18 protein-coding genes are annotated in these 13461 nt (G+C 66.7%); 11 read left to right on the top strand and 7 right to left on the bottom strand.

Annotated elements, in window-relative coordinates:
• Positions 1-11: 11 nt before the first annotated feature.
• Positions 12-257 (top strand): hypothetical protein, encoded by a 246-nt coding sequence (locus JOF29_RS01280; RefSeq protein WP_209692393.1) that lies wholly within the window; start codon positions 12-14, stop codon positions 255-257.
• A 215-nt stretch (positions 258-472) separates the two neighbouring features.
• Positions 473-2365 (top strand): heparinase II/III domain-containing protein, encoded by a 1893-nt coding sequence (locus JOF29_RS01275; RefSeq protein WP_209692392.1) that lies wholly within the window; start codon positions 473-475, stop codon positions 2363-2365.
• Between the two features lie 88 nt (positions 2366-2453).
• On the opposite strand, the gene JOF29_RS01270 is transcribed toward JOF29_RS01275, so the two are convergent.
• Positions 2454-3038, bottom strand: a complete 585-nt coding sequence (locus JOF29_RS01270; RefSeq protein WP_209692391.1) for a mycothiol transferase — start codon at positions 3036-3038, stop codon at positions 2454-2456.
• An 81-nt stretch (positions 3039-3119) separates the two neighbouring features.
• On the opposite strand from JOF29_RS01270, the gene JOF29_RS01265 reads away from it, so the two are divergent.
• On the top strand, positions 3120-3584 hold the full coding sequence (locus tag JOF29_RS01265; protein WP_209692390.1) for an NUDIX hydrolase: 465 nt from the start codon (positions 3120-3122) through the stop codon (positions 3582-3584).
• Between the two features lie 4 nt (positions 3585-3588).
• On the opposite strand, the gene JOF29_RS01260 is transcribed toward JOF29_RS01265, so the two are convergent.
• Entirely contained in the window at positions 3589-3996 is a 408-nt protein-coding gene (locus tag JOF29_RS01260) for a GNAT family N-acetyltransferase (protein WP_209692389.1), read from the bottom strand.
• 108 nt (positions 3997-4104) lie between these two features.
• On the opposite strand from JOF29_RS01260, the gene JOF29_RS01255 reads away from it, so the two are divergent.
• The 3 genes from JOF29_RS01255 to JOF29_RS01245 are packed head-to-tail and all read left to right on the top strand — an operon-like array spanning position 4105 to position 5620.
• The gene (locus JOF29_RS01255; protein WP_209692388.1) at positions 4105-4461 is read left to right on the top strand and encodes a YciI family protein; all 357 of its coding nucleotides are present in this window, start codon (positions 4105-4107) and stop codon (positions 4459-4461) included.
• 49 nt (positions 4462-4510) lie between these two features.
• Positions 4511-5083 carry an AAA family ATPase gene (locus JOF29_RS01250; RefSeq protein WP_209692387.1) on the top strand — a complete coding sequence of 191 codons (573 nt, stop codon included), beginning with the start codon at positions 4511-4513 and terminating at the stop codon, positions 5081-5083.
• Between the two features lie 6 nt (positions 5084-5089).
• Positions 5090-5620, top strand: coding sequence for a GNAT family N-acetyltransferase (locus tag JOF29_RS01245; RefSeq protein ID WP_209692386.1), 531 nt, complete (start codon positions 5090-5092; stop codon positions 5618-5620).
• Here JOF29_RS01245 and JOF29_RS01240 read toward each other — a convergent pair.
• Positions 5617-6168 carry a P-loop nucleotide/nucleoside kinase family protein gene (locus JOF29_RS01240; protein ID WP_209692385.1) on the bottom strand — a complete coding sequence of 184 codons (552 nt, stop codon included), beginning with the start codon at positions 6166-6168 and terminating at the stop codon, positions 5617-5619. The genes JOF29_RS01245 and JOF29_RS01240 overlap by 4 nt on opposite strands.
• Positions 6169-6208: 40 nt before the next feature.
• Between JOF29_RS01240 and JOF29_RS01235 the strand changes: the two genes are divergently transcribed.
• Positions 6209-6682: an NUDIX domain-containing protein gene (locus tag JOF29_RS01235; RefSeq protein ID WP_209692384.1), complete on the top strand. Its 474-nt coding sequence runs from the start codon at positions 6209-6211 to the stop codon at positions 6680-6682.
• On the opposite strand, the gene JOF29_RS01230 is transcribed toward JOF29_RS01235, so the two are convergent.
• Positions 6670-7077 carry a hypothetical protein gene (locus JOF29_RS01230; protein WP_209692383.1) on the bottom strand — a complete coding sequence of 136 codons (408 nt, stop codon included), beginning with the start codon at positions 7075-7077 and terminating at the stop codon, positions 6670-6672. The two genes, JOF29_RS01235 and JOF29_RS01230, sit on opposite strands and share 13 nt — an antisense overlap.
• Positions 7078-7162: 85 nt before the next feature.
• Between JOF29_RS01230 and smpB the strand changes: the two genes are divergently transcribed.
• Positions 7163-7642, top strand: a complete 480-nt coding sequence (gene smpB / locus JOF29_RS01225) for an SsrA-binding protein SmpB (RefSeq protein WP_209692382.1) — start codon at positions 7163-7165, stop codon at positions 7640-7642.
• 26 nt (positions 7643-7668) lie between these two features.
• Here smpB and JOF29_RS01220 read toward each other — a convergent pair whose 3' ends face one another.
• Positions 7669-9345, bottom strand: a complete 1677-nt coding sequence (locus JOF29_RS01220; RefSeq protein ID WP_209692381.1) for a carboxylesterase/lipase family protein — start codon at positions 9343-9345, stop codon at positions 7669-7671.
• Between the two features lie 109 nt (positions 9346-9454).
• Between JOF29_RS01220 and JOF29_RS01215 the strand changes: the two genes are divergently transcribed.
• Positions 9455-10210, top strand: a complete 756-nt coding sequence (locus JOF29_RS01215; protein WP_209692380.1) for a TetR/AcrR family transcriptional regulator — start codon at positions 9455-9457, stop codon at positions 10208-10210.
• 244 nt (positions 10211-10454) lie between these two features.
• On the opposite strand, the gene JOF29_RS01210 is transcribed toward JOF29_RS01215, so the two are convergent.
• Positions 10455-11789, bottom strand: coding sequence for a site-specific integrase (locus tag JOF29_RS01210; RefSeq protein WP_209692379.1), 1335 nt, complete (start codon positions 11787-11789; stop codon positions 10455-10457).
• Between the two features lie 100 nt (positions 11790-11889).
• Between JOF29_RS01210 and JOF29_RS42610 the strand changes: the two genes are divergently transcribed.
• Entirely contained in the window at positions 11890-12081 is a 192-nt protein-coding gene (locus JOF29_RS42610; protein WP_209692378.1) for a helix-turn-helix domain-containing protein, read from the top strand.
• A gap of 132 nt (positions 12082-12213) precedes the next feature.
• On the opposite strand, the gene JOF29_RS01200 is transcribed toward JOF29_RS42610, so the two are convergent.
• The gene (locus JOF29_RS01200; protein WP_281067205.1) at positions 12214-12606 is read right to left on the bottom strand and encodes a helix-turn-helix domain-containing protein; all 393 of its coding nucleotides are present in this window, start codon (positions 12604-12606) and stop codon (positions 12214-12216) included.
• Positions 12607-13045: 439 nt separating this feature from the next.
• Between JOF29_RS01200 and JOF29_RS01195 the strand changes: the two genes are divergently transcribed.
• Positions 13046-13426, top strand: coding sequence for a hypothetical protein (locus JOF29_RS01195; RefSeq protein WP_209692376.1), 381 nt, complete (start codon positions 13046-13048; stop codon positions 13424-13426).
• The last annotated feature ends 35 nt before the right edge of the window (positions 13427-13461 follow it).

Genomic DNA, 13461 nt, shown 5'->3' with positions numbered 1-13461 from the left:
TCGACGTCCAGGTGGCACGTACCGGCAAACCGGCGGCGGTCCAGGTCGCCGACCAGCGGAACAGCGAGTGGATCAACCTGCAACTGGAGCAGGCACAGCTGCAGCACCCGAACCTGCGGGTCGTGCACTGGGCCGAGTTCCTGGCGGCGCATCCCGAGCGGCTGGACACCGATCTCCGCGACGGCCGCCACACCACCGTGCCGGCCGGGCAGGATGCGCGGAACACCCTGATTCTGCAGGCGATCCGGCACAGCTGAGGTGCCCGAACGGGCATCCGGAAACGCAACTTTCCGGGTGCTGGCCACATCTGTCCGGTAGAGGAACGAATCTGACCTCCGGGGGAACCGATCGCGACGTACCTGACGGCCCGCTTGATGCCGTAAGCAACCTTTACGCCGCACGGTCAGATGTACCAGCACACAGCGCCCGGCACCGCTTTCGGCACCGGCATGCCCGGACGAGGGGGAAAACGATGCCCGCGAGACATCTGCGTACCAGAACGACCCTGCGGCTCACGACCGCGATGCTCACGGGCGCCGCCGTACTGGCCGTCATGCTGGTCGCCCCCTGGGCCGGGACCGAGCCGGAGGCGGCCCCGGACCCGACCATGAGCCAGACCCCCGAACCGCCGAGCCCACCGCCGACGATGCCGGCACGGCGCGACATCTACACGTGTCCGGCGTACAGCGGGATCGATCGGACGAACCCGCTCGGCAACCTGTACAGGGACACCTTCACCTGGGGAACGACGCCGCCGACCAGGGTCGGTGACGGCCACGGCAACATCAACTGGCGGCTGAACCCGGCCAAGAACCCGAGCTGGTACATGTGGCTGCACTCGCTTCGTTGGCTCGGCCAAGGAATCACCGCCGGCGGACGCGGCGACAAGGCGGCGCTGCAGCGGGTCAGTACGATCGCCCGCGACTGGGTGAACGACAACCCGTACTCGTGGAAGTCCGACGTCGGCGCGTACGAGTCGACCATGCACCGCACCAACGTGCTGATCTGCCTGCGGCAGGCGGTGCTGTCGGGGTTGCACGTGGGGCAGCTGCCGCTCACGTACGCCTGGCTCGACAAGGCACTGCTCGACCACGCGTGGTTCCTGCGGAAGAACTACAGCGGCGACTGGAACCACGGCACCGACGAGAGCATGGCGCTGTTCGGGATCGGCTGCACGTTGATGCGGAGCGACCTGAAGAAGGTCGCGGCCGACCGGCTGACCAGTGCGATCAAGACCTCGATCGATACCCAGGGGTCGACCAACGAACAGTCGACAGGATACGCACAGTTCAACTACGCCCTGTGGGGACGTGCGATCGACGTACTGCGGAAGTGCGGGGTGGACCCGGGCACGACGATCATGGCGCGTCGGCGGGAGCTCGCGAAATGGCTCGCGCTGGCCACCAACTCACTCGGGAACCTGCCGCAGCTCGGCGACTCCGAGGTGGTCAGGACGGTGCCGGTGCAGGGGACGGTCCTCGAGTACGCCGGTACGCTCGGCGCGCGCGGAATCCGCCCGACGCAGCGGATCGGGATCTTCGACGCCGGGTACATCTTCGGACGGACCGGGTGGGGCGAGACGCGGGCGTTCGCGCAGGAGTCGACGTACAGCATCCGGTTCGGGCCGTCGCAGAAGCTGCACGGGCACAACGACCACACGTCGATCACGTACACCTCGCACGGGCGGGACATCCTGATCGACGGCGGGCACGCCGGGTACACCGTGGACGACTGGCGGTTCTGGGCGAGGAGCCAGTTCGCGCACAACGAGCTGACCGTGAAGTCGGCGACCGGGCACCCGGAGACCAAGCTTGTGCGATCCTCGCTGAAGCCGACGTCGGAGTTCTACGAGCTGCACGACTCGCCCGGCGCCGGCGTCGACCGGACCCGCGACGTACTGGTGCAGAAGGACCCGGACGTGATGGTGGTGCTGGACCGCGGTACGTCGGACGTGGAGCAGGAGTACTCCGCGCTCTGGCACCTGCCGGCCGATCAGAAGGTGGTTGTCAGCGGCAACGACCGGGTGGTGGCGGCGCGGCCGGGCGATCGGGTGAAGACGACGGTGCTGCAGATCCCGTATCGGCAGGAGATCACGCCGATCGAGGTGACGAGCGGGGAGCAGGACCCGATCCAGGGCTGGCACTACACGACGATCGACGAGCGACTGCCGGCGCCGGTGGTGAAGTTCAACCGGTCCGGGAAGAACGCGACAGTGCTGTCGGTGATCGCGCCGACGCGCAGCAACGCGAACGTCTCCTACACGACCTCGTGGCAGGGCGACCGGATGCTGCTGCACCTGACCGTGGACGGGGCGACGACGGTCGTCGGCATCGCGGCGGACGGGACGCTCCAGCGGGTCAAGTAGCTCGACGGACCGCTACGCATGCAGAACCGGCGAAGTGAACGTAAACATGTGCGGTTCTGGTGGGTTGTGCGTGCGTAGCGGTCCAGTTTCAGGTGTTCTTCGCGCCGACGGGCGTCCAGTCGCGGGGTGGGTCCTCGCCGACACGGCCGTCGACGGCCTCGCGAATCAGGTCGGCGTGCCCGGTGTGGCGCCCGTACTCCTCGACCAGGTCGCACACCAGCCGCCGCAGGCTCGCGTGCCGCCCGTCCGGCCAGGCGATGTCGGCCGGCTGGTCCAGCCCGCCGTCCGCGATCGCCGCGGTGAGCGTCGCCCGGGACCGCTCGACCGCACCGTCCCACAGCGCGTACAGCTCCTCCGGGGTGTCGTCGACGGCGGAGTCGAACTCCCAGTCGTTGTTGTCCCGCCACCCGTTGTCCAGCCACGGCCCACCCATCGGCTTCCCGCGGAACTTCACGTCGAACAGGTAGTCCTCGTTCGCCGCAAGATGCTTCAGCAACCCACCGAGCGTGATCGACGAGACCCCGATCCGGGTGTTCAGCCCTTCCGCATCGAGCCCGTCCACCTTGTACCGGAACGTCGTCCGCAACCGGTCCAGCGCCCCCACCAGATGCCCAACCTCGTCCCCCGCCACCGGCGGCTCCCACCACGGAGAAACCCACTCACTCTCACTCATACCCCGCACGCTAACCCCCATTCCGGACACTCCCCGTCCGGAACACGATGCTCACCCCCCGCGCGCTTGTAGGGTTCTGGGATGCAGGGGTACGCGGGTGTGATCGCGCGGTACGACGGGCTGGTTGCGATGGTGCGTGAGCAGTACCACGCCTGGGACGCCCCGTACTGGAACCTCCCGAGCGGAGGTGTCGAGGACGGTGAGACGCCCGCGGCCGGTGCGGTTCGGGAGCTGCGGGAAGAGTCGGGTCTACACGTGTCCGTGGACGAGCTCGAACTCGTCTGGACGACGCAGACGCAGGCCGCCGGGCGTGTCACCTCGCGGTCGTGGAACTACGTCGTCGACGTGGCCGACCCGGCGTTCGCGATCGACGACCCGGACGGTTCGGTGATGGCGGCACGCTGGTTCACTCCCGAGGACGCCGTACGCCGACTCGGCCGGATGCCGTACCCGCCGATCGCCGTACCCGCAATCCACTACCTCGCCCACGGGACTCGCGGCCGAGCGTGGCGCTTCACCCTCAGCGGAGACGAGTGGAGCTGGTAGCCGATCAGACGGTGCGGCGGACGACGATGTTGCGTTTGGCGGTCGTGCGGGCTTCTGCGTGAGGGGTGAAGCCGGCGGACAGGAAGGTGCTGAGGACACCGCGGCCGGGGTCGCCGGGCATGGACTTCACCGGGTAGGCCTCGACCAGTCGGGCGCCGGAGGTGCGGGCGTGCTCGACGGCAGCCTCGACCATCGGTGCGGTCAGGCCCCGGCCGCGGTAGCCGTTCTTCACGAACAGGCAGTTGATCGCCCAGATCGACGGGTCGTCCGGATCGTCGATCGGGAGCGTCCGAGAGCGCACGATCGCGTAGTACTCCGTCCGCGGCGCGACCGCACACCAGGCCGCCGGGCGCTGGTCGACGTACTCGATCAGGCCGACCGGATCACCGGCGCGGATCGCGCAGTCAATCACGCAGTACCGACACAATTGGTGGGAGATGGCTGTCGGATCCGGGGTACGGCGTTCGTTGCAGGAGTGAGCGGCGACCGGTGCAGGTTGCCGAGGACAAGGAGTGATGAGATGCCGCGATACCTGATCTCGTTCGAGAACGGCGCGATGGACCACATCCCCGAGGAGGACATCCCGGAGGTGGGCAAGGCCGCGCACGCCGTGGTCCAGGAGGCGAAGGACGCCGGCGTACTGCGGTTCGCCGGCGGGTTCGACTACGCCGCGGGCATGGAGCACGCCGTGGTCGGCACCGACGGGCTGGTGATGGACGGCCCGTACCCGGAGAGCAAGGAGCTGATCGGCGGCGTCCTGATCGTCTCCGTCCCGACCCGCGAGGAGGCCCTCACCTGGGCCGCGAAGATCGCCGCCGCCTGCCGCTGCGCCCAGGACGTCCGCACGTTCATGGACGACCCCGACCTGATCGAATAGGCCGGAATCGCGTTGCCCGGCGACCGGGTGGACCGGGATCATCGCACGGGTGCACACACCACCTGCCCTCGTACTCTCCGGCCCACCGGGCGTCGGCAGGACCACCGTCGTACTCTCCGGCCCACCGGGCGTCGGCAAGACCACCGTCGGCTGGCGGGTGTTCGACCGCTGCATCGACCTGGAACTCGCCCCCGCCTTCGCAGACCTCGACCTGCTCGGCGCCGCCTGGCCGCCGCCGGCCGACGACCCGCACCAAGCACGGTTGAAGGCGACAAACCTCGCGGTCATCTGGTCGAACTACCGCCAGGCCGGGCACCGTCGGCTCATCATCGCGGGCGTCGTCGAGAGCCCGGCCGAACGGCGACTGCTCGAAACAGCCGTCGGCGGACCGGTGGTGATCTGCCGCTTGGATGCCTCGGACACTGATCTCGCGGACCGTATCCGGAACCGAGGGCGCGAGACCGGTGACAGCCTGGACCACCTTGTACGGCGCGCCTCCGAGCTGTCCGCTCAGCTGGCCGCCGACGACATCAGCGACTACGAGGTCGGCACCGCGGACCGCACGATCGACGCAGTTGCCGACGAGGTCGTCCAGCGGTGGATCGCCGGAGAGCTAGGGTGACGGGTCATGAAGAGCGAGCTCCAGTCCGTCGCGTGGCCGCCTGACCCGATCAAGACCGAGCGCCTCGTACTGCGTGAGCCCGAGGCCCGGGACCGTACGGCGCTCATCGAACTGCTCGCCTCGCCGGAGGTCGGCACGTACATCGGCGGCGCCCAGCCGCGGGATCTACTCGAGGAGAAGCTCCCGCAGGTACCGCGGCGCCGCACCGGCCTGTTCGTCGTCGAACTCGACGGCGTGATGATCGGCACCGTCACACTCGACCAGCGCGACGCGGACGAAGTGCGGGCCGATCTGGCCGAGGTCGAGCTGGGCTACCTGTTCCTGCCGTCGTCCTGGGGACACGGCTACGCCACCGAGGCCTGCGCCGCGGCTCTCGCCTGGTTCGCCGCTGCACGACCGGGAACGCCGGTGGTCCTCACCACCCAGACCGCGAACACCGCATCGATGCGCCTGGCAACCAAACTCGGCTTCACCGAGGTAGACCGCTACGAAGCCTGGGGCGCCGAACAATGGCTCGCTCTGTGGACTCCCCGCTAGCCGGACTGCTTCAGGTAGTGATCGACCTCAGGCAGTACGTCGGCCAGCGGGCGGTCCATGTCCAGCTGGAGGTAGTTGTCCGCGGGACGGTGCGCCTTGTCCATCCATTCGCGGACCAGAGCCTCGCCGTCCACAGGTTCGCCGCCGGCATCAGCGGGCGGCTGATTCAGGCTTGGCCGGTGCGTACGCAACCGCGGCCGCCGCCGGAGGCGCTCGTCGAGCTGCTGCAGGTCCTGCACCCGACACTCGACGTACCGGTACGCCGCGCCGTTCTCCTCGGCGATCGCGATCCCCTCGTTCACGATCCGCGGCCAGAAGCACGGGCTGTCCATCACCACGTCCCGCCCCTGGACGAGCAGATGCCGAGCCATCGCGTACATCACCTCGTACGACGCCCTGGTACTCCCGCCGAGATCGAACCCCGCATCCAGAACGGCCGACTTGATCACGTCGTAGTCAACAGCAACCGCGCCGTACTTCTCTACGACGTGAGCAGCCACGGTCGACTTCCCAGACCCCGGAACCCCGGACATCTGAAGCAGAAACATCCCAATCCTCCGTACGCCGCTGCTGTGGTTGGCTGACGTGGTGAGCGACGATCATTTCACCGCCAAGCTCCCAACCAAGCGAATGGCCGCGGACTGCCTGTTCACCGACGCCGCGGACCGCATCCTGATCCTCAAACCGCCGTACAAACCAACCTGGGACATTCCCGGCGGAGCGGTCGAACGCGACGAGTCACCGCGCTCCGCCGCCCGCCGCGAGGTCCGCGAGGAGATCGGGCTCGTGGTGGAGCCTGGTGCGCTGCTCGCGGTGGACTGGATAGCTCGATCCGGCGACTTCACCGAGGTCGTGGCGCTGCTCTTCGACGGCGGGGTCCTGACTCCGGGCGACGTCGAGCGGATCGTGCTGCAGGCGGACGAAGCTGTCGCGTTCCGGTTCGTCACGCTCGGAGAGGCCGCGCGGCTGCTCGATCCCGGGCAGTACGCCCGCGTCGTGGCCGGGCTCGAGTGTCGGCGTACGCGGGGGACGTGCTACCTGGAGAACGGTCAGGTGTCGTAACCGAGGCCGTCCCAGGGGGCGTAGTACGCGATGAAGTCGCCTGGCTCGATGTGGATCGAGTACGCGCCCTCGAACTGGTCGACTACCCAGCCGAAGGTGGTGCCGTCGACCGTCGTGGTGAACGGCTGGACCTCGATGGGCTCCAGCACGTACTTGCCCAGCTCCGCGAGGCGGGACCCGACGAGGGCCTCCGCGCCGGCCGAGGCCGGCTGGCCCGGTGGTACGCCCGCAGTACGGCGTACCTGCTCGACCCGCACCTCGTCGAACGTGCCGTCGGCCTTCCACAGGTACAGACCGACATAGCCTGCGTCCCCGTCGAACAGCTCCTCGCTGAGGAAGAACTTCCGGCCGTCCTCCGCAGTACCGGCGTACGGCACGTGATAGTCGTCAGGCACGATCCGGAACCGCTCAGGTGTATCCACGACTCAGGAAGTGTTGCCTGGGCTGGGGCTGGTGTCCAGCTCGGGGCAGAATCGGCGTGTGAAGAAACCCGACGCCAACCCCGTGATCGCCCGGAACCGGAAGGCCGCGCACGAGTACCAGCTGGGCGAGTCCTGGGAGGCGGGGATCGTGCTGCAGGGTGCCGAGGTGAAGGCGCTCCGTGCCGGGCGGGCGTCGCTGGTCGGCGGGTTCGCGATGGTGGAGGAGCGGGAGATCTGGCTGCACGGCGTACACATCCCGCAGTACTCCCAGTCCCGCTGGTTCGAAGGCGGCTCCCGGCGCAAGCGGAAACTGCTGCTGCACCGCGCCCAGATCGACAAGATCGAACGCAAGGTGAACGAGAGCGGCCTGACGATCGTCCCCATCACCCTCTACTTCAAGGACGGAAACGCAAAGGTCGAGATCGCCCTCGCCCGCGGCAAGAAGACCTGGGACAAGCGCCACGCCCTGGCCGAACGCGAAGCAACCCGCGAAACCCAACGAGCCCTCCACCGCCGCCTCAAGGGCCGCCCGGACTGACGCCCAGGCGGCCCTGATCGGTCAGGTCAGGAGGCTATCGAGGTCCAGAAGGCGCACTGGTGTTCCTGGGCCAGGTCGGCTGCGGTGATCTTTGCAGGGGCGAGTGACTGGACGTGCTCGTTGTTCTGGAACGGCTGCCACCGTGGCTGACCCGGAGCGTTCGGGTCGCCGGTGAGTGCGAACTGGGACCAGTAGCGCATCATCGTCGCGGAGAGTTGCTTCTGCGCGGGTGTGCCCGGGCCTGGGAGTTGCTTGTCGGTGAAGAGGTACTGCAGTTCGGCGCCATGGAACGCGCCGGTCGGGAAGTTGGGCTTCGGAAGCGTGGTGAACCACGGAGCGCTCTCGTCGGCGAACTCGAACGCATACAGCGGTGTCTGTACGGCGAGTGCGCGGTCTCGAGCGAGCACCGGGCAGCTCCACGCCCAGTCGGTGACGACGGTCGACAAGGCCTCGCCGGCCGAATGGAACTTTTCGACGGGATAGCGGGCCAGGACCCGTTTGGCGTCCGACTGGTCGAACAGCGTGTGGACTTCTTCGCTGTAGCTGGCCGGGGTCGTCACATGACCGGTTGCTGTTTCGATTGCGGCGGTGAACAGGCGGTGCTCGTCACGCGTGGTTCCCTGGATGATCGGTACGTGGTTGAAGTGGCCGGTCGCGAAGGCGCGATCCGGGCTGAGAGGCAGTACGCCGCCGCCAACGGTCGGTCCTGATCCGACCCCCACGTCAGACAACTTGGCGAGTTTGGCCGTAGGTTTGGCCCGCAGACAGGCCGCAGCCGTACGGGGGTTGGAGCAGCCGACCTCGGCCGCGACATCGAGGCCGTGCTGTTCGCGCTCGGCGCGTGGCAGCGGAAACCAGGTCGGCGGTCCGGGCGACCATTTCCGCCCGGTGCATTCGGCGCTCTGCACGATCGCCTTCTCGAACAGTCCTGCGGATCCCGGCGCGACCAGATGGGAACAGACACTGGTGCCCCCGGCGGACTCACCGAAGATCGTGACGTTGCCCGGATCGCCGCCGAACGCCGCCGCGTTGCGCTGGACCCACCGCAACGCGGCCTGCTGGTCCTCGAGGCCGAAGTTCCCCGAGAGTTGCCGAGCTCCGCCGTGGTCGAGCGCCGGATGGGCGAGGAAGCCGAAGATGCCCAACCGGTAGTTGGGGCTGACCACGATCACCTGGCCGCTGTTCGCCAACCGCTGCGCGTCGTACAGACTGCCGGCGCCGCTGATGAAACCGTTGCCGTGGATCCACACCATGACCGGCAGCTTGCGCACGCTGCTGTCGTGTGGCGTGGCGACGTTGAGGTAGAGACAATCCTCGGTGCTGCTGGCCGGATCGATCAGCCCTTCGGCCTGCGCACAGCGATTCCCGGGCTTGGTGGCGTTCCGGATGCCGTGCCATGACGCGGCCCGTTGCGGCGATGCCCAGCGGAGCTGCCTGACCGGCGGCGCGGCGTACGGAATTCCCTGGAAGAGCCGGGCCTCCGCGGTGAGCGTGCCGCGTACTGCGCCGGTGTCCGTCGAGACCACGGTGGCCGCGGGAGTCTCCGGCGTACGACGGCTGTTCGTCGCGGCTCCGGCTGCTCCTCCACAGGCCGCCGCCGAGCTCGAGAGCAATGCCGCGGTCAGCAGCACTCCGAGCCGGCGAGAAACGTCGAACCGCGGTCGTCGACGGCCCGGGCCGTCGTGGTGATCCTGCTGTGCCATAGCGCGCTCGCATCCTCATTGAGTTCGTGTGTGGTCCCCACTAATATAAAGTGTAAGGTACACACGAAGTCAAACCACCAAGTTTCTCGAGGCGCGAGGAGCCGACCTGATGCCGTCGACGGACGATGCGCAGCTGCCACCGGGGCTCGCGCTGGCGTGGGGCCTGCCCACCAAGTCGAACAAACTCGGCCGGAAGCCGACGCAGAGCGTCGAGCAGATCGTCGACGCAGCCCTCGAGCTGGCCGATGCCGACGGGTTCGCCGCGTTGTCGATGCCCAAGATCGCTCAGAAGCTGGGGCTGACCGCCAACGCGATCTACAGGTACGTCCGGTCCCGCGACGAACTGCTGGTGCTCATCGGCGACGCAGCCTGGGGGCCGGCGCCGGACCGGGTCGCCGAGGCACGGGACTGGCGAGCCGGAGCGACCAGCTGGACGCAGGCGATGGTCGATCGGTGCGACGTCCACCCCTGGCTCTGCGATCTCCCGATCCGCGGAGCGCCGATGACGCCGAATCTGCTCGGCTGGGCAGAGGCGATCCTGAAGGTACTGACCGGTGCCGGGCTGAGTCCCAGCGAAGGCCTGTCGTGCGCGTTGCTGCTGGACGGCTATGCCCGGCGGATCGCCAGCGCGCGTCGCGATGTACGCGACAGCATCACGACCTCCGTCGAGCCGGCAGCGCTGACACGATTCCTCGAACCTCGGCTGCACGAACTCGGATACTCGCTCCTGGCCGCGCTGATGACCGGCGGCCAGTACACCGACGAGGTCCACGACGCCGACGTATCCTTCGGCCTCGACCGGATCCTGGACGGCATCGACGTACTGATCGCCCAGAAGCCGCCGCGCCAGAGCCCCACGACGTAGCGCAACGATCGGGAACCTGACCCCGTCAGCGCAGACCCTCGCTCGTCACCCGTCGTTCGTCGAGGCCGACAGCAGGAACCCCCAGCGTCAGGAACATCTGACCTGGGGGTTTGGTGGAGCCGCCTGTCGGAATCGAACCGACGACCTTCTCAGTATCTGGAGGCCAATCGTAAACTCCCAGGTCAGGGGGCACTTCGGCGACGAAAGGCCTTGTATAGCTGGGATTCGTCCGACCGCTTGGAGCTCAGCTTGGTTCATCAGGGCTCACTGGGGAGCTCTCGCTTTGTGTACTTTTGGGTGTACTTTTCGAGGTCCGCAGTCCCGACAATTTGCGGGCCAGCACCGCGCCGTCTCGGGTGTCGGTGTAGCTGCGGCGGTTGACCTGCGCGGTGTGCCCGAGATGCGCTGTCCGGATCGCCTCCGGCACGCCAGCCCCGAGCGTCAATGTGTTCAAGGTTGCACGCCAGACGTGCGAACGTTCGGTCTCGAGAGCTGGAATATCCAACTCCTCGGCCATCTTCAGGTAGAGCGTCTTCACCGCCTCGTTGCGCTGCCTTTGGTCCCAGACAACGCCAGGCTTGGCAGGACTCGGAATCAGGGGACCACCCTTGGCGCGAGCGATCTCCCACCGCGGTTTGAACCGCGCCACGATTGCCGGATCGGTCACGTGAACGAAGCGCCCCTTCTTCGTTTTCGTGATCTCCGGCGGCAAATCGAAGATCATCTCGTCGCCGTCGAACGTGACCATGGAGGGATCGACGTTCGTTGCTTCGCCGATCCGCAGGCCAGTCATAGTCTGTAGCAACGTCAGATCGATCGCGTTGGCCGCTACCGCGATACGGTCTTCAAGCGTATACATCCCACGCTTAGGAGGCTCGATCCCCTCGGCAGGGTCGAGCGCGAGCAGGTAGTCAATTACGGCGTTCCACTCGTCGGCAGACAGCGCCACACCCCCACGAGTTGGGGTGTCACCCTTGCTCCCGGCGAGATCGAGGCGCTTGCCTGCGATGGGCGAGGCGTCGATCAGTTCGTCGCGGATGAGCTGGTCGAGCACATACTTGCCCAGCACACTGCGAGCCTGGTGGGCGGTCTCCGAACCATGAAGCTCGGCGATCTCCACGAGGCACCTCTCGAGGGCGCGAAAGCGTGTCCCGGTGCCGATTGTGTGGCCTTTGAGGCTACGACTGTGCTTGTGGTCCTCACGTAGGCAGCCGCCGACAATCAGCTTGTAGACCAACAGATACCTGTCGCGTGAGTTGGTTGCGAGCTTCGCTGTCTCGATTGCCGGCTTGCTCACCTTCTCCATGTACGAGACGAGGTCGTCGGTTACCTTCCAGATATCGCTTCTAGACGCCGCCAGAAGTTCCTTTGCCTTGTCCTTGGCGCGACGTCTCGCCTCGGTCTTCGTACGACCCTTCGTTCGCGGCCTCCGGGTGCGCCCATCCGTCAGCCGGATCGTCCAGGTGAGCCACCATGTGCCGTCATCGTGCTCTTTCGGCTCGACTCGATCGATGCTGTGCTCCCCGATCTCGAGCCGAGACGTTGTTGGCCGGGGCCGTCCCGTTGCCTTCTGCGCCATGTCCCACCCCTACACAAAGAGATTGAATGCCATCTGAATGATCATCTGATAGCTTATTAGATCCAATCTGATCCCCATACGCAATCACGAGGAGTCATCCGTGCCCGAGACACGTGCCACCCCTTCGGTCCTGACGCCACAGGAGGCCGCGGACTACCTCAAGGTCGGATGCTCGACGATGAAGCGCTGGCGACTCAGAGGCGAGGGCCCCCGCTACGCGAAGGTAGGCAAGGCCGTGCGCTACCGCGAGGTGGACCTTGACGAGTATGTGAAGGGGCAGCTCGTCAGCTAGACCCAGAGACAGCAGGGCTTGCAGTCATGATCCCTAGCTTCGAACGCACACCCCTTTGACGACAGCCGCAGAACAGCTGGCCCGGGATGCGGGCACTGGCGCCGGCTCCGTCAGAGCTCTTACATCCGAGAGCTACCCGCGGCCGGAGTCACGGTCGAACTCATTCGTCCCACTGAGGCTCTGAATGAGACCCGTGAGCCGATCGATCTCCTGACGAATCTGCTCCCACTGGCGCTGCGCAGCAACGCGGTCCGCTAGGTACTGCTGCTTCAGCGCCTCATTCTCTTCTGCACTGCGATCGGAGAGGAGTGCCGCGATCGGGAGGCCGAGGACCTCGGCCATGGCGGCCGCTTCGTCGAGGCGAATCGCTCGGGTCTGTTGTTCGATGCGCGCTACTGCTGACTTGTCAACATTGACCCCCAGGACTTCGGTCACCCTCCGCGCAAGCTCCGCCTGGCTCAGCCCCTGCCTCTCGCGCTCCATTCGGAGACGGCGGGCGAAGGTGTCGGAGGGCAGAGCAGGCATGGGGGGCATAGGAGGGCATCCGGCTTCGATCGGGGGCACGCGTGATGTGCACCAGGAGGCTACCGAACCCAAACCGTTGTAGCTACAGCGGCAACCCATCGGTCTCTGATTCGGTTTCGGCTCGTATCTGTATCGAAACCTGCGATCTAGCGCCAGTCGGGACGGCCGATAGCCGCTGCCGATCTGCCGAAATCTTTACGAACTGACGCTCGAACAGAGCACTCCGGTGGAGGCACCCCTAGCGGGTCGGGATCAGGCAGGCACCCCCATGGCTCGACCCGGTCCGTTCGCATCGCGACCCGACTCGACCCGCTCCCCGAGCATCCGCTTATCATTCACTGGTTATTTAGATGATTATTCGATAAGCTCATTCAATGATGATCACCCAGGTTGCCCGGGCCTCTTCGGGCAACGGATCGAAACGCGAAGGGAACGATCGATGAATCGGATCAGCGAGTCAGTCGCCTCGGCGCTCATCCAGGCGCAGGTGCCGCTGCCTGACGCGGCCTGGGACGTCAAGTCCTTCCTGGAGAATGCCAAGACCTACCTCCAGACGACCGGCGGCCTCTTGCTCATGGCGCTCGGCACGGCCGGCTTGATCTGGGGAGTCGTGCAGCTCATCAAGAAGCTCATCGGCGGGCAGCAGAACGGTAAGGGCCACGGTTGGGGCGAGATCGTCATGCTCATTCTGATCGGCGGAGCAGTCGGCACCGGCGGCTGGACGCTCGTCAACGCGGTGGGCTCCGGTGGCCAGACCACGATCGAGGAGCTCGGCGGCGGAACGATCATCGTCGCACCGGGTCCGATCGAAGGCCGATAGCCAGACCAGCCGCACGCCGGCTCCATCGGCACTCG

The sequence above is a fragment of the Kribbella aluminosa genome, assembly GCF_017876295.1.
Taxonomy (GTDB): Bacteria; Actinomycetota; Actinomycetes; order Propionibacteriales; family Kribbellaceae; genus Kribbella; species Kribbella aluminosa.
This window is presented reverse-complemented; position numbering and strand designations above follow the sequence as displayed.